Annotated in this window: 12 protein-coding genes; 9 read left to right on the top strand and 3 right to left on the bottom strand. The window is 54.6% G+C overall.

The window, feature by feature from the left end; genetic code table 11:
* The first annotated feature begins 368 nt into the window (after nt 1-368).
* The 8 genes from V8L70_RS16320 to V8L70_RS16285 all read left to right on the top strand — a co-directional run bounded on the left by V8L70_RS16320 (nt 369) and on the right by V8L70_RS16285 (nt 11,159).
* On the top strand, nt 369-1,349 hold the full coding sequence (locus V8L70_RS16320) for a TAXI family TRAP transporter solute-binding subunit (RefSeq protein WP_008956019.1): 981 nt from the start codon (nt 369-371) through the stop codon (nt 1,347-1,349).
* Nucleotides 1,350-1,526: 177 nt separating this feature from the next.
* Nucleotides 1,527-4,121, top strand: coding sequence for a TRAP transporter permease (locus tag V8L70_RS16315; RefSeq protein WP_101147490.1), 2,595 nt, complete (start codon nt 1,527-1,529; stop codon nt 4,119-4,121).
* A gap of 11 nt (nt 4,122-4,132) precedes the next feature.
* Complete coding sequence (locus tag V8L70_RS16310; protein WP_101147489.1) at nt 4,133-4,561, top strand: universal stress protein; 429 nt, start codon at nt 4,133-4,135, stop codon at nt 4,559-4,561.
* A 348-nt stretch (nt 4,562-4,909) separates the two neighbouring features.
* Nucleotides 4,910-5,728 (top strand): DUF2189 domain-containing protein, encoded by an 819-nt coding sequence (locus V8L70_RS16305; protein ID WP_101147488.1) that lies wholly within the window; start codon nt 4,910-4,912, stop codon nt 5,726-5,728.
* Between the two features lie 94 nt (nt 5,729-5,822).
* Nucleotides 5,823-6,398, top strand: coding sequence for a putative pterin-binding protein (locus tag V8L70_RS16300; protein WP_101147487.1), 576 nt, complete (start codon nt 5,823-5,825; stop codon nt 6,396-6,398).
* Nucleotides 6,388-8,652, top strand: a complete 2,265-nt coding sequence (locus V8L70_RS16295; RefSeq protein WP_101147486.1) for a hybrid sensor histidine kinase/response regulator — start codon at nt 6,388-6,390, stop codon at nt 8,650-8,652. The genes V8L70_RS16300 and V8L70_RS16295 overlap by 11 nt, the downstream gene beginning before the upstream one ends.
* On the top strand, nt 8,633-9,799 hold the full coding sequence (gene nosP / locus V8L70_RS16290; protein WP_101147485.1) for a nitric oxide-sensing protein NosP: 1,167 nt from the start codon (nt 8,633-8,635) through the stop codon (nt 9,797-9,799). The genes V8L70_RS16295 and nosP overlap by 20 nt, the downstream gene beginning before the upstream one ends.
* Entirely contained in the window at nt 9,768-11,159 is a 1,392-nt protein-coding gene (locus tag V8L70_RS16285; protein WP_101147484.1) for a hybrid sensor histidine kinase/response regulator, read from the top strand. Before nosP ends, V8L70_RS16285 begins: the two co-directional genes overlap by 32 nt.
* Here V8L70_RS16285 and V8L70_RS16280 read toward each other — a convergent pair.
* Nucleotides 11,156-11,833 carry a response regulator gene (locus V8L70_RS16280; RefSeq protein WP_101147483.1) on the bottom strand — a complete coding sequence of 226 codons (678 nt, stop codon included), beginning with the start codon at nt 11,831-11,833 and terminating at the stop codon, nt 11,156-11,158. The genes V8L70_RS16285 and V8L70_RS16280 overlap by 4 nt on opposite strands.
* A 129-nt stretch (nt 11,834-11,962) precedes the next feature.
* Here V8L70_RS16280 and exaC point away from each other — a divergent pair, with 129 nt between their 5' ends.
* Entirely contained in the window at nt 11,963-13,483 is a 1,521-nt protein-coding gene (exaC, locus tag V8L70_RS16275; RefSeq protein WP_101147482.1) for an acetaldehyde dehydrogenase ExaC, read from the top strand.
* A 100-nt stretch (nt 13,484-13,583) separates the two neighbouring features.
* Here exaC and dauA read toward each other — a convergent pair whose 3' ends face one another.
* Nucleotides 13,584-15,320, bottom strand: coding sequence for a C4-dicarboxylic acid transporter DauA (gene dauA / locus V8L70_RS16270; RefSeq protein ID WP_336270160.1), 1,737 nt, complete (start codon nt 15,318-15,320; stop codon nt 13,584-13,586).
* Nucleotides 15,321-15,468: 148 nt separating this feature from the next.
* Nucleotides 15,469-15,556, bottom strand: an 88-nt coding sequence (locus V8L70_RS16265) for an IS3 family transposase (protein ID WP_336270183.1), incomplete at its 5' end; no start/stop codon positions are given.

Genomic DNA, 15,556 nt, shown 5'->3' with positions numbered 1-15,556 from the left:
AGGCATTGCTCATGTCTAACAAGCAGTGCATATCCTTATCCCCTATGCCAAAACGGTATAGGGATTAACGCTTACTAAACGTTACCAACCACTAAACTACTATCTACCAAGCTGAAATGCGTTTTAAATAGCGATAGGTACTGCGGCATGTCGTTAAGCACGCTTTTTTCGCTAAAGGCTTAGTTTTTCGCTAAAGTAGTATTAGCAGGCATCCAACGGGTGCTTGTAACAGATTGTCTTAAAAACAGTTTGCCTTGAAAATAGAATGTCTTGAAAAACGTTTTGGAGCAGAATCACCTATGGGAACAATTCACTAGGTGAGCCCAAAGCGTGTAGTGCTCATAACATCAATATAAAGAGGTGTGTTCATGAAACGCCATACGTTTTCTACCGCTGCTTTCTCCGGTGCGCTACTGGCCGCCGCTGCTTTCGCCTCTCCGGCGATGGCACAGGACGACGAACAATTCATCACCATCGGCACCGGTGGCCAAACCGGCGTTTACTACGTCGTAGGGCAGTCGATCTGTCGTTTGGTTAATCGTCTTGAAGACGCTGATATTAAGTGTAACGCACCTTCCACCGGTGGTTCTGTCGCCAATATCAATGGCATCAAGTCCGGCGAATTGGACATGGGTGTCGCTCAATCGGATGTCCAGTACCAAGCCTACAATGGTACCGGGAATTTCGAAGGCGAGCCCTATGAGGACCTGCGGGCTGTGTTCCGTGTCCACGGCGAGCCATTGACCCTGCTTGCACGTGCTGATTCAGGCATCGAGACACTCGATGATTTGGAAGGCAAACGCGTCAATATCGGTAACCCAGGCTCAGGCCAGCGCAACACCATGGAAGTGGTGATGGACGCCAAGGGCTGGACCGAAGATACGTTCTCTTTGGCATCTCAGCTTGATGCGGCCGAGCAAGCAGCGGCACTCTCCGACAATAACGTCGATGCCATGGTGTATGTCGTTGGTCACCCCAATGGTTCCATCCAAGAAGCGACCACCACTGTTGATGCTCGTTTGATTCCGCTGAATGACGAAGACATTCAGGGCATCATCGATGAATACCCGTACTACTCCGCATCGGTTATTCCGGGTGGTCTGTATCGCGGCAATGACGAAGATGTCGAAACTTTCGGTGTAGCAGCGACATTTGTCACCACTGCTGAAGCTGACGAAGAAGTTATCTACCAGACTGTAAAAGCGGTTTTTGATAACTTTGATCGTTTCAAGCAGCTGCATCCGGCTTTCGAGAACCTAGTTCCAGAAGAGATGGTAACTCAGGGCCTTTCCGCACCGTTGCATGATGGGGCGGCGCGTTACTACCGTGAGCAAGGCTGGATTGAGTAATCCTTCAGCCTGAGGTGTTGCTACCTTAGTAAGAAATGCGCGGTTACCCCAGGGTGCCGCGCATTTTGGTTTAGAATGTTGATAGGGCACTTAGAATGTTGATAAGGCACTTAGAATGTTGATAGGGCATTTCGATATGGCAATGATGCGTCAATCGACTCGGAGAAGGGCAGTCATATGACAGAAGATAAGAACAGGCCTTCGGGAGTCGGAGGAGACTTGGAGGATATGGTCGCCTCCAGCGACACGGGAGCCCGCAAACCGGCCGGTATGCCCGGCAAGCTCTTGGTAAGCATTGCGGCAGCGTGGTCCCTTTTTCAATTGTGGATTGCATCCCCAGTGCCCTTCGTTCTGGGCTTTGGCGTGTTTAGTGCCACGGAAGCCCGCTCTATTCATTTAGCCTTTGCGTTGTTCCTGGCGTATATGGCCTATCCGGCACTCAAGCGCTCGCCGCGAGACCGTGTGCCGATCCAGGATTGGGTACTGGCGGCGGCGGCGGCCTTTTGTGGCGCTTACATGTTCATGTTTTATGAGCAGTTATCGCAACGCCCCGGCGCACCGATACTGCAGGACGTTATTATTGGCATCGCCGGGATACTGCTGTTGCTCGAGGCGACACGTCGAGCGCTTGGCCCGCCGTTAATGATTGTGGCGTCTGTTTTTCTTCTCTATAGCCTGGCTGGCCCTTGGATGCCGGGGATTCTTTCCCATGGTGGGGTGAGTCTCTTTGGTTTGATTAATCATCAGTGGTTAACAACTCAAGGGGTCTTCGGTATTGCGCTGGGTGTCTCAACCAGCTTCGTATTCCTGTTTGTTTTGTTCGGTGCTCTGCTCGATAAGGCGGGCGCTGGCAATTACTTTATCAAAGTGGCGTTTTCGCTGCTTGGTCACTATCGCGGTGGGCCAGCGAAAGCCGCCGTGGTGGCGTCGGCCATGACCGGTCTGATTTCCGGGTCCTCTATTGCTAACGTGGTAACCACCGGTACCTTTACGGTGCCGATGATGAAGCGTGTTGGGTTTTCCGCTGAAAAGGCGGGGGCTGTCGAAGTGGCGTCATCGGTCAATGGACAGATTATGCCGCCGGTGATGGGGGCGGCCGCTTTTTTGATGGTCGAGTATGTGGGCATTTCGTATGTCGAGGTGATTAAGCATGCCTTCCTGCCTGCGCTGATCTCCTATATAGCGCTGGTCTATATCGTTCACCTTGAGGCCCTCAAAGCCAATATGAAGGGGCTGCAAAGCAGCAACCCACCTAAGCCGCTGGTCAATAAAGTGATCGGTTTTCTTGGTGGCCTGCTGCTGATGATGGTCACCGCGTTGGCAGTCTATTATGGTCTTGGCTGGCTCAAGCCGGTGTTGGGTGAGGCGACGCCCTGGGTGGTGGCTGTTGGGCTTACGGTTATTTATATCGCTCTGCTCAAGCTGGCGGCCGGCTACCCCGAGCTTGAGCTCGATGATCCTAACGAACCGATTTATTCGCTGCCGCAAACCAAGCCCACGGTGCTGGTTGGCTTGCAGTACATCCTGCCGGTGATTGTGCTGGTCTGGTGTCTGATGGTGGAGCGCTTATCGCCAGGGTTGTCGGCGTTCTGGGCCACTGTGTTCATGATTTTTATCATTCTTACTCAGCGCCCGATCACGTCGATTTTTCGCGGACGCAGCGATATGCGTGCGGATCTGCGTGAAGGTGCGATGGATCTGTGGAATGGCCTGGTCACCGGTGCCCGCAACATGATCGGCATCGGCATTGCGACGGCTACCGCCGGTATTATCGTCGGTGCCGTCTCGCAAACCGGGGTGGGCCTGGTGCTAGCCGAGGTGGTGGAAACGCTGGCCATGGGCAACTTGATGCTGATCTTGCTGCTTACCGCAGTGCTTAGTTTGATTCTCGGCATGGGGCTACCTACAACGGCTAACTACATCGTCGTCTCGGCACTACTGGCGCCGGTCATCGTTAACTTGGGCGCTGAAAATGGCTTGCTGGTGCCGTTGATTGCGGTACACCTGTTTGTGTTCTATTTCGGCATCATGGCCGACGTTACCCCGCCGGTGGGGCTTGCGTCCTTTGCGGCGGCGGCAGTATCCGGTGGTGACCCTATTCGAACCGGCTTTCAGGCGTTCTATTACAGCCTTCGTACCGCAGCGCTGCCTTTCCTGTTCATCTTTAATACCGACCTGCTGCTCATCGATGTGACCTTCCTTCAGGGGGTGCTGATCTTTGTAGTGTCGACCATCGCGATGCTGATCTTCGCCGCGGCGACCCAGGGCTTCATGATTACGCGCAACCGTTGGTATGAGTCTATTGTACTGCTGCTGATTGCGTTCACGCTGTTCCGCCCCGGCTTCTGGATGGACATGATTCATGATCCCTACGAATCCATCCCGCCCGCGCAATTTGTCGAAGCATTGGGTAGTGTCGATGAAGACTCCACGCTGCGCTTGCAGATTGCCGGTCTTGATGATTATGGCGATCCCATGACCACTTACATGACCCTGCCGGTGCCTGAAGGTGAAACAGGCCAAGAGCGGCTTGATAACTTGGGTATGGAGCTCTTTATCGAGGATGGCACGGCGACCGTTGACATGGTGACCTACGGCAGCCAAGCGGCAGAGCTTGGTTTCGACTTCGATCAAGAAATTATCGAGGTTCTGGCCCCCGTTGATCGCTGGACGAAAGAGCTAATGTGGATTCCTGCCTTCTTGCTCTTTGGGTTGATTGTATTGATGCAGCGTCGGCGTCGTGATAACACGCAAGCTGCTGCCACCGCATGAAGGAGAGTGCCATGTACAGTAAGATCATGTTGCCGGTGGATTTGAACGAGGAGTCTTCCTGGTCGAAGGCGCTGCCCACGGCATTGACGCTATGTCGCACTTTCGGCGCCTCGCTTCATGTGGTGACGGTACTGCCGGACTATCGCATGCCCATGGTGGGTTCCTACTTCCCCAAGGACTTCGCTAAAAAAGCGCATGTCGCGATCACCGATGCGCTTCACGCGTTCATCAAGACGAATGTGCCCGATGACATTCAGGTGCAAAGTGTCATTGTGGATGGTTCGCCTTGGGAGGCCATTATCAAAGCCGGTAAGAAACTGGACGTGGATCTGATCGTCATGGCCTCTCACAATAAGCGTAAGTTTGTCGATTATGTGCTTGGTCCTAATGCAGAGCACGTTGTGCACCATGCCAAAATGTCGGTAATGATTGTGCGCTAGACATTCAAAGCGTCACGTAGCAACAACCAAAAACTCCGGGCAGCTAGCCCGGAGTTTTTTTATGGCTGGTACCTAACGTTGGCTACATACGCTTTTGCTAACGCAGCAATTAAATTGGCGTTTTAAGGCCATCTCATGGATTTTTTGTACGCATAGCCTTTCAGTCAACGCCTCGGGTCTTCAGGTCAGCTACATTAAGAGAGCATTAAGAAAGCACTGAGAAAAAGCACTGAAAGATAGTGTTAAGCCATTAAGTTGGCATTAATGCCAGCAGCGCTAACAAGCGTTGATGCTTTGAGGTAAACCCTGAGTTCAGGACCTAGTATCAGGTACAACAGGAGTGATGCCATGAATGCGGCTACAACAAAAACAAACCACCATTCAGATCAGCCCAGCGTTAAAATTACTATTAATAAGGTCGGATTGGATCGGCCTAGAGCGTGGTTGGCTGCGGGGGTAGAAGATTTTCGCCGCGCAACGGTGGTCAGTCTTTCGTATGGCATGTTTTGGGTGGGCTTGAGTATCGCGATCACCCTTGGCGCATTTACGCTGGGGTACTGGTATTGGCTGCTGCCCATGATTGCTGGCTTTATGTTTATCGGGCCCTTGGTCGCGGTCGGTTCGTATGGCATCAGCCGAGCCTTAGAACGGGGGCAAGTGCCTAACCTGGGAGATGCATTCGGAAGCTGGAGACCCCATGCCGGTCAATTGGCGATGATGGGGGTCATGATGATGATCTTCTTCCTGGCCTGGATTCGTTTAGCCACTCTGCTATTTGCCCTGTTTTTTGGATTTGAAGTTCCTAGTCCCGCGACCCTCTATACATCGCTACTGACCACCTCAGAAGGCTTAGGCATGCTTGCCGTTGGCACAGTGGCAGGTGGCATTTTAGCATTCGGCGCGTTTGCTATTAGCGTCGTGGCGATACCCACACTGATGGATCAAGACTTAACCTTCATGGAAGGGATTGAAGCCAGCGTACGCTGTGTTGCCCGTAACTTTCGCGTGATGTTGTTGTGGGCGGTGATTTTAACGCTGTGTGTGTTGGTAGGTGTGATGACATTCTATATTGGCTTGGCGCTCATCTTGCCGGTATTAGGTCACGCCAGTTGGCATGCCTACGAAGAATTAGTGCGTTTTGAGCCGCTTGAGAAAATTAGCTCGTAACTCAGCTGTGAGCGAATAACGCTTCCATTACGATAAAAACATTACGAAAAAACAGTATTGAGCCTGACCTATTTAAGGAGATAGCGTAATCTTTATGCTGTCTCCTTTTATTTCTGGGCGTTTAAACCAACGGGTCTTTTGGCGTGAGGTGTTTACTGTGAAAGCGTTATTAATGGGGTGGGCTGTGCTGATATTCAGCATTCCCCTAGCGGGACTCGCTGAAACAGCCGATGGCTTAGAGGAACCCAGCGGGCCGGTTATTTTGACCGTTAGCGGTAATGTTGGCCTTACGAACGTGGGTGGTGAAGCGCAGTTTGACCGCGCCATGTTAGAGGCGTTACCACAGCACGAGTTCGATACTACCACACCCTGGACAGAAGCTAGTAACCACTATCGTGGGCCTTTAATGCGCGACTTGCTGGCGCGTTTAAACGCGGAAAGCGATACGGTACATGTCGCCGCCCTGAACGGCTACGAAGCGGAAATACCGGTGAGCGATTTTGAAGAGTATGACGTTATCTTAGCCCTTGAAAAGGATGAAAAAGCGATCCCCATTCGTGAGTACGGTCCGTTATGGGTGCTTTATCCCTTTGATGAGGATGAAGCGCTGTTAAGCGAAAAAATACGCTTCAGGGCGGTATGGCAGGTTATGCATATTGATGTTCGCTAGCGCTTCAACCGCACAGGCTTCCAGCCTGCTGCGTTATCCTCGCCGTTTTAAGCTCGTTGCCATCGTTGCGGTTTTGCTATTTGCCGCGGCGTTGGTCGTCGCTACCCTGGCTGCCTGGCGGCAGGAAAATCTCACTCAGAGTCTGCGTGAAGATACCGCCTGGGTGGTTTATAAGCTGGACCGCGATGCGGTACAGCTCTTGAACCATCTATTGGCTGTGACGCGTGAGTCGCTTACGTCCGAGACGCATGATGAGCTAAACCTACGCTTTGAACTGTTATATAGCCGCATTACGTTGCTCAATGAGGGTGAGGTCAGCACGTTATTGCAACAGATCGGTACGGCTCGGGAATTATTGGGCCAAATCCAGCAACAGCTGGATGTGCTGGATAGTATGTTTTATCCCTATGGTGGGCCTGAAGCCGAGGGGGGAATTGATCAATTACCGTTGACGGTGCTGGAAGAGGAATTGCAGGCGCTAACGCAGTTAACAGAGCGCCTGGTTATTGCGATTAATGGCTATTTGGCCGAGTCGGCGACCGAAGAGCGCGCCCAGCTCAGCCTGCTCTACAAGCTCCTCATGTCACTAATCGTCGGAATGAGCTTAGCGGCTTTTCTGGTGATTGCTTTCCTGGTGCGCGAAATGCGCGAAAGTGCGGCGGTCAGGCGCGAGCAGGAGCAATTAGGCCAGCAATTGGAGGTTACTGCCAAACAGGCGCAGGCGGCGAATCAAGCTAAGTCAGACTTCCTCGCCATGGTCAGTCACGAAATTCGTACCCCGCTGAACGGTGTGATTGGTATGAGTGAGTTATTACGGGAATCGGCGAGTCCCGCTCAGGTAGAGGATTACGCTCACACGATTTACGATAGTGCCAATCAACTGCTGGCAATGATTAATGAAATCCTCGATTTTTCTAAAATCGAAGCCGGTCACTTAACCCTGGAAACATCGCCTACTGCGCTAAAACCACTTATCGATAGTGTGGTGGTGCTGCTTGCACCCAGGGCAAAAGTTAAAGGATTGACGCTTACGGTTAACGTCGACCCCCTGGTGCCTGCGTGGGTGTTGGTCGATGCTGCCCGCCTGCGGCAGATACTGCTAAACCTGATCGCCAATGCGATCAAGTTCACTGACCATGGCGAGGTAAGCGTCAAGGTCTCCTCTACGGTAGAACAGCTATTATTTGAGGTGATCGATACCGGTTGTGGCTTGAGCGAGCAGCAGCAAGAGCGGCTTTTTGAGCCTTTTCAGCAGGCGGATGAGTCAGTGGCCCGCCGCTTTGGTGGAACGGGGCTGGGGCTGGCGATCTGCAAGCGGTTAAGCGAAGCCATGCAAGGGCGGTTAGGGGTCAAGAGCCAATTAGGCCAGGGAAGTATCTTCTGGTGCCAGTTGCCCTTGGTAGAAGTCGATCCTGTTTCAGCGTCACTGCCCGTGATACCTAAACGCGATTTTTCCGGCACAACGCTGCTGCTAGTGGAGGACAATGCGGTCAACCGCAAAGTCGCTATTGGCTTGTTATCGCGCCTAGGCTGCGATGTGATCTGGGCCGAGAATGGTCATGACGCCTTGGCAATGGCCCAGTCACAGCAGGTACAACTCATCTTTATGGATATCCAGTTGCCCGATATAGATGGCTTGTTGGTCACTCAGCGCTTACGCGAACAGGGTGGCTGGCTGGCGAGTGTTCCTATCGTCGCCATGACGGCAGGCGGCGCTGAAGATGATCGTCAACGCTGCCTAGCTGCGGGCATGAATGATTACATTACCAAGCCACTGTCGCTTTCGGCGTTAAGTAATGTGCTGGCGTTACAGCTTTTTGCCGCTCCCGACACGGCTCCTGTACCAGCATTAGCGGGAACACAAACGCCAACCGAGGAGCCGCCGTTACTGAATGTCGACACTCTCACTATGCTGAAAACGTCACTGGAAGAGTCGAGCCTGAGCCAACTGGCGATGCTTTACCATCAGCAAGTCAGCGATTACACCGAGCAACTGGCTGCTTGTCTGGTGGCAACACCACTGACACCAGAGCAGCACCATCAAGTCATGCGTTTGGCGCACCAGCTGCGCGGCGAGTCAGTGAGCATGGGCGCTGACCAGCTAGCCGAATTGGCGAAGCAGTTGGAGATATTGGCCAAGACAGAGCAAGCCACCACAAGCCAGCTCAATGATGCTTTCAGCACGTTAAAGCTTGCCGCTGTGCGCACCCATGCCGCTCTGGAGAGGTGGTGTCGTGACCATTTATCCCGTTGAAAAGGGCATTATTACGGCGGCTAGTCAGCAGGCAGACGCTTGGAACGCAGCGTCGGAATTAGCCGACGCTCTCTATCACGCACACTTGGGCTTCGTGCTGTTCTTCTGCAGTGCGGAGTATGATTTAGCGGAGCTGGCGGCCGCATTAGAGCGAAGCTTTCCCTCCACGCCGCTTAGCGGCTGCACTACCGCTGGGGAAATAACGCCGCTTGGTTATGATCGCGGTTCGATCGTCGCGATGGGCTTTGATCGTCGTTGGTTCGCCATCGAAACAGCGCTGATCGATGACCTGGATCATTTTGAGTTGACCAACGCTCAGCCGCTAGTCGATACACTCTTGGAGCGTTGCCGTCGACAGGCCGTCGCGCCTATTAATGAGCACAGCTTTGCGCTCACCTTATTGGATGGCTTATCGAGTCGCGAAGAGCAAGTGCTTGCCACCTTGGATGCCGCGCTGGGGCGTATACCCAGCTTTGGCGGCTCTGCCGGCGATGATAATCATCTCAGCCATACCCACGTGTACACCGCCGGGCGCTTTTATACCCGGGCTGCGGTGGTGGTGATGATTAATACCCAGTTGCCCTTTGACGTCTTTTCGACTCACCATTTGACCCCAATGGCCCACAAACTCGTGGTAACGGAGGCGAATCGTGAGCAACGGCGGGTAATAGAATTGAATGGTTTGCCCGCCGCGAAGGTGTATGCCGATTTGGTTGGGGTTGCGCCTGAACAGCTCAATGCAGCGATTTTTGCTCGTCACCCTTTAGCGGTGCGTATCGGTGGGCAGCACTATGTGCGCTCCATCCAGAGCGTTAACCGCGACAGCAGCCTGAGTTTTTACTGTGCAGTGGAAAATGGCATCGTGCTCACGGCCATGCAACCAACACCGCTGCTCGATGATCTCAATGTCATGCTTGAAGGCGTGAGTGCCCGGCTAGGCGCGCCTAGCGTCATCATTGCCTGCGACTGTTTTTTACGCCGTATGGAGCTTGAAGCACTGGATCATTTAGACCAGGCGTCGCAACTGCTGCGCCAGGCTGGGGTAGTGGGGTTCAATACCTACGGTGAGCAGCACCACGGCATGCATGTGAATCAAACGTTTACGGGGGTGGCGTTTGGATCTCTTCCAGCTAACGACAACCACTGAAGCCACCAATAGCCAGGATGAAGCCGAGGTCGCCGCGCTGCGAGAAGAGAACCGTCGCCTGCGCAAAGTCTGCCAAGCGTTAATGGAGCGGGTCGAAGGTGATGGTAGTGCCGAGGGCGCCCCTTACGCCGCCTTTGAGCGTTCAGTGCTGCTTGCCGAGCAGGTGCGAGAACGCACCGATACCTTGCACCGAACCTTGGATGAACTGGGGCAGGTCAACACACGATTACTGGCGGCCAAAGCCGAGGCTGAAGCGGCCAACCTTTCTAAAACAAAATTCCTTGCGGCGGTCAGCCATGACCTGTTGCAACCGCTCAACGCGGCCCGCCTGTTTGCCAGCGCTTTAGAAACCCACTCACTGCCTGAAAACTCGCAAAAACTAGTGGGCCATATCGGCCGCTCGCTGAAAGATGTGGAAGGCCTGATCGGCACGCTGGTGGATATCTCGCGCTTGGATGCGGGGGTGCTGCGCGCCGATAAATCACCGTTCGCGGTGAGTACACTGCTCGATACGCTGGCGGAAGAGTACCGCCAAGTGGCGGGCGTGCGTGGCTTAGCGTTGCACTATGTGCCCTCCAGTATGATGATTGAATCAGACTTGGCGCTGCTGGCGCGGGTCATACGCAACTTCCTCAGTAATGCGGTGCGCTATACCGAACATGGCCGCGTGCTGCTGGGCTGCCGACGACGCCCTCATGGATTGGAAATTATGGTGGGCGATACCGGCCCCGGCATTCCAGAGCAGCAGCGCGAAGCGATCTTTCTGGAGTTCCGGCGGGTTAACCAGCCCCATAGTGCTAATAGCCGTGGCTTAGGGCTGGGGCTAGCCATCGTTGACCGGATCAGCAGTATGCTGGAGCAACCGGTATCCCTCACTTCACGCCCCGGCATAGGAGCTCTTTTTTCTATCACCGTGCCTTACGCGGCGGTCCCGTCATCGGCTCTGCCCGCACGCTACATCTCTCCATTGGCGGAAATAGATGATCCGCTGCAGGGCTGTATCGTCTGGGTGATCGATGATGACTTGGCCATTATTGAGGGCATGCAGGCACTGCTAAGCAGTTGGGGCTGTCGGGTACGCGCGGCAGCCACGGTGAGTGCCCTTGAGGCCGCCAGCGATGGTGAACGCCCTGCGGTACTCCTGGTTGATTATCACTTAGGGGAACATCGTGAAACCGGTATCGATCTGGCCGCGCGCTTGCAGCGGCGCTATCCTGGACTGGCCGCCGTGGTCATAACGGCGAATCACGAGGCAGAGATTAAGCGGGCCACCCGTGAGGCGGGTATGCACTGTTTGCTAAAACCGCTCAAACCGCTGCGGCTGCGCATGCTGCTTGCCTCACTGTTGCATAAGCATTAGTGAGCCCGGTTGGCGCGATAAAAACTTAAATCCTCCTCTCCGGCAATGACGATCGCATGCACCCGACTGGTCGCATTTAATTTACGCAAAATCGCCGAGACATGGGTTTTAACGGTGGTTTCGGCAATCAACAATTCTCGCGCAATATGCTTATTGGACATGCCTTTGGCCATACAGCCCAAGACCATCAGCTGCTTTTCGGTCAGGCGCGCCAACCGCTCGCTGGGCGTTGTGGCGGTGACGGTCGTGGGGGGCAAAGACGCGCGGGGCGCAGGCCGTCGCATGATGTCGGGCGGCAGGTAGAGCTGACCTTCAAGAATCTGCGTTAAGGCTGCCAGCATTGCTTCCCGGGGCGTAGATTTGGGGATATAGCCCACCGCGCCCAGGGTAATAGCATCCAGCACCAGTTGGCGCTCTTGATGCGCAGAGACAATCGCTACCGGCAGCCATGGAAACACCTCGCGCAGGCGGGTCAGCCCCTCTAGCCCCTCGGCATCAGGCAGGCTTAAATCCAGTAGCAGCAAATCCAACTCCGCATGCTGTTCCACCAACGTCATCGCATCAGCGAGACTCTCCGCTTCCGCCAGTTGGCTGCCTGCCAAGCCCCCGCTAATCACGGTTTGCAGCGCATCACGGAACAGCGGGTGGTCATCGGCCACTAACAGGGAATACATGGCGTCTCCTACCAAGGGATGAGGGCTAATCCTGCCATCGGGCTATATCGCCATTTGCTTTAGTGAACAACACTGTTTAGGCACCTTAAAAAAGCACCTTTAATAATCATAATACTCAGGAGCATGACAATGATCTACGCCAACCCTGGTGACACCGGTTCTGTGGTGTCATTTGAAAAACGTTACGGCAACTATATCGGCGGCGAATTCGTTGCCCCGGTGAAAGGCCAATACTTCGATAATATTAGTCCCGTGAATGGTCACGTCTTCTGTGAAATCCCTCGCTCAACGGCAGAAGATATCGATAAAGCACTAGATGCGGCCCACAAAGCGGCACCTGCCTGGGGGAAAACCTCCGTTCAAGAGCGTAGCAATATTCTGCTGAAAATCGCCGACCGCATTGAGCAAAACCTGGAAATGCTCGCCGTCGCCGAAACCTGGGATAACGGCAAAGCGGTACGCGAAACCATCAATGCCGATCTTCCATTGGCTGTCGATCACTTCCGCTATTTTGCAGGCTGCCTGCGCTCGCAGGAGGGCACCGCAGCGGATATCGATGCCAACACGGTTTCCTATCACTTCCACGAACCGCTAGGCGTGGTGGGCCAGATCATCCCCTGGAACTTCCCGATCCTGATGGCCGCCTGGAAACTGGCGCCTGCGCTGGCAGCGGGTAACTGTGTGGTCTTGAAGCCCGCAGAACAAACCCCCGCGTCGATTCTGAAAGTGATGGAAGTGATTGGCGATTTGCTGCCGCCTGGCGTTCTCAATATCGTCAATGGCTTTGGTGCCGAAGCGGGTCAGGCACTGGCTAGCAGCAAGCGTATCGCCAAGATCGCTTTTACCGGCTCCACGCCTGTCGGTTCGCATATTTTGAAATGCGCGGCAGAAAACATTATTCCCTCTACCGTGGAGCTAGGCGGCAAATCCCCCAACATCTACTTTGCCGACATTATGAACGCCGAGCCGACGTTTATTGATAAAGCGGTAGAAGGCCTGGTGCTGGCGTTCTTTAACCAGGGCGAAGTGTGTACCTGTCCTTCTCGCGCGCTCATTCAAGAGAGTATGTACGACGAGTTCATGGCCAAGGTTATTGAGCGCACCCAAACCATCAAGCGTGGCAACCCGCTGGATACCGATGTGCAGGTAGGTGCTCAGGCATCCCAAGAGCAGTTCGACAAGATCATGTCGTACATGGACATTGCCCGCGACGAAGGCGCCGAGTTCCTCACCGGTGGCAATAAAGAAACCCTGGACGACAGCCTTAACAGTGGCTATTACATCCAGCCAACGTTGCTCAAGGGCAACAACAAGATGCGTGTTTTCCAGGAAGAGATCTTTGGCCCAGTCGTGGCGGTGACCACCTTCAAGGATGAGGAAGAAGCGCTGGCGATTGCCAACGACACCGAGTTCGGTCTGGGCGCTGGCCTGTGGAGCCGCGATATCAACGTCGCTTTCCGTATGGGCCGGGGCATTCAAGCCGGGCGAGTGTGGACCAACTGCTACCATCAATATCCCGCCCACGCGGCATTCGGTGGCTACAAGAAATCCGGCGTCGGCCGCGAAACCCACAAGGTGGCGCTTGAGCACTACCAGCAAACCAAAAACCTGCTGGTCAGCTACGACATCAATCCGCTGGGCTTCTTTTAACGCCTGACGTTTTGTAACTCAATAGCCTCCCTGCGCTGTTTGCCGGGAGGCTTTTTTGTAGCCCCAACTTGCCTGGCCAGCCTTTTCTAATCAGACCTTTCTAGTCAGTCGTTCCTAACCAGCGGCGTGACATACGCTCGGCGTGGGCAAGGTTGTTAACCACGGCTAATTTGCCCACTTCGCGACGAATACCCGCACGCTTTATTTTCAACGCCATGCGCGGCGGCAGCCCAACAAACATTACTCCCACGCCTTGCTCGCCGAGCTCGCGGCGCAGTGTGTCCAGCGCCACCATCGCCGTGGTATCCAGGCTAGGCACATCTCGCATATCCAAAACGACGATTCTCACGCTGTGATCAATGATCCGCAGCGTAGCAATGGCTTTTTCTGCGGCGCCAAAAAACAGCGGGCCGCTAATTTTGTAGAGCGCTACTTCTGGCGGGAAGTGTTCGCCAGTGCTGGGTGAGGAAAGGCGCTGGGTATGGGTTAGCTGCGCCATTCGGCGGATAAACAGTGCGGCGGCCAGACCAATACCGACGGCCACGGCGATCACCATGTCGAAAATAACCGTCAGTGCGAAACAGATTACCAATACCCATACATCGCTGGCAGGCGCGCTTTTTAGCGTGTGCATAAAATGCCGCGCTTCACTCATGTTCCAAGCAATAATAAACAGCAGCGCGGCCAACGCGGCCATGGGGACATACCCCAACACGCCCGCCAGTGCGACGACGGCCAGCAGCACCACTAACGAGTGCACCAGCGCGGCGACAGGTGAAAACGCGCCACTTTTGATATTGGTCGCGGTGCGTGCCAATGCGGCCGTAGCGGTAATGCCGCCAAAGAAGGGCACCACCAGGTTGCCGAGCCCTTGGCCAATCAGTTCGGCATTGGGGTCATGGCGGGTGCGGGTTAGGCCATCTGCGACGACGGCGCACAGCAACGATTCAATCGCAGCGAGTAAAGCGATCGCCAGTGCCGGGCCCAGCAGCGCTTGAATTAACGCAAAGTCGATTTCAAGCGGTGTGCCATCTGCCCCCGGGAGGCGCCAAGGGGCCACAAAGCTGGGCGCAAAGGGCGGAATGCCGCTGCCGCTTTCACCCTGAAACTCCCAGCTAAATCGCGAGGCGATCGTATCGACCTCAACGCCACTCATTAGCAGTAGCGAGGCTGCCAGCGTACCCACCGCTAACCCTACCAGCGGGGCAGGTATTGGGGTATTTAAGCGCGGCCAAACGAGCAGTGTTGCTAAGGTGATAAGTCCGACGCTGATCTCCGCCAGCGACAGCGTGGGCAGCGCTTGGCCGATCAGCATCAAGTTATCCAGGGTGCTATCGCCAAGCTCGACCCCCGCCAAACCCAAAAAGTCCGGCAGCTGTAACAGCGCAATCACCACGCCGATGCCCGCCGTAAAGCCAAGAATGACCGGGTAAGGCACGTACTGAATGAGACTGCCCAATCGCGAAAGACCCAGCGCGACCAAAATAGCGCCCGCCATAAAGGTGGCAATCAGCAGCCCACCCAAGCCATGGTTGGCAACAATCGGGAAAAGAATAACCACAAACGCAGCGGTGGGGCCGGAGATGTTAAACCGCGAACCACCGGTTAGCGCGATCACCGCCCCTGCCACAATGGCCGTATAGAGCCCGTGTTGGGGCGGTACCCCAGTGGCAATCGCCAGTGCCATGGAAAGCGGTACGGCAACGACGCCAATCGTCAGCCCCGCCATCACGTCGCGCTTTAATTTACCCAGCGAATAACCTTCACGCCAGGCGTTGAGTAACGCACTGCCAGGCATCGGGAAAACGTACCCCGAGGGTCGATGTGCGCGGGACATGTGGCCAGCCTCCTAAGTGTTAGGGAAAACAGGCTACTACGCTACGCCTACCCTGGAGTTCCCACAACAAAGCGTTTTTTCAGAGCCGTTCGCGCACAAAAAATCCCGGCGCACATGAACTGACCCCATAAACTTGGACAGTGAACAACTAAGCGGCCAAGGCCTGATTCCGGTACTGCACCGGACTCAGGCCTTTTAGTTTGGTCTTAATACGCTCGTGGTTATAGTAATGGATA

Source organism: Vreelandella arctica (assembly GCF_037070215.1).
In the GTDB taxonomy this organism is placed as follows: domain Bacteria; phylum Pseudomonadota; class Gammaproteobacteria; order Pseudomonadales; family Halomonadaceae; genus Vreelandella; species Vreelandella arctica.
This window is presented reverse-complemented; position numbering and strand designations above follow the sequence as displayed.

Excerpts from the sequence above, each read along its gene's own strand:
- V8L70_RS16320 (WP_008956019.1), top strand. The coding sequence starts at position 369 with ATGAAACGCCATACGTTTTCTACCGCTGCTTTCTCCGGTGCGCTACTG.
- V8L70_RS16315 (WP_101147490.1), top strand. The coding sequence starts at position 1,527 with ATGACAGAAGATAAGAACAGGCCTTCGGGAGTCGGAGGAGACTTGGAG.
- V8L70_RS16310 (WP_101147489.1), top strand. The coding sequence starts at position 4,133 with ATGTACAGTAAGATCATGTTGCCGGTGGATTTGAACGAGGAGTCTTCC.
- V8L70_RS16305 (WP_101147488.1), top strand. The coding sequence starts at position 4,910 with ATGAATGCGGCTACAACAAAAACAAACCACCATTCAGATCAGCCCAGC.
- V8L70_RS16300 (WP_101147487.1), top strand. The coding sequence starts at position 5,823 with ATGCTGTCTCCTTTTATTTCTGGGCGTTTAAACCAACGGGTCTTTTGG.
- V8L70_RS16295 (WP_101147486.1), top strand. The coding sequence starts at position 6,388 with ATGTTCGCTAGCGCTTCAACCGCACAGGCTTCCAGCCTGCTGCGTTAT.
- V8L70_RS16280 (WP_101147483.1), bottom strand. The coding sequence starts at position 11,833 with ATGTATTCCCTGTTAGTGGCCGATGACCACCCGCTGTTCCGTGATGCG.
- exaC (WP_101147482.1), top strand. The coding sequence starts at position 11,963 with ATGATCTACGCCAACCCTGGTGACACCGGTTCTGTGGTGTCATTTGAA.
- dauA (WP_336270160.1), bottom strand. The coding sequence starts at position 15,320 with ATGTCCCGCGCACATCGACCCTCGGGGTACGTTTTCCCGATGCCTGGC.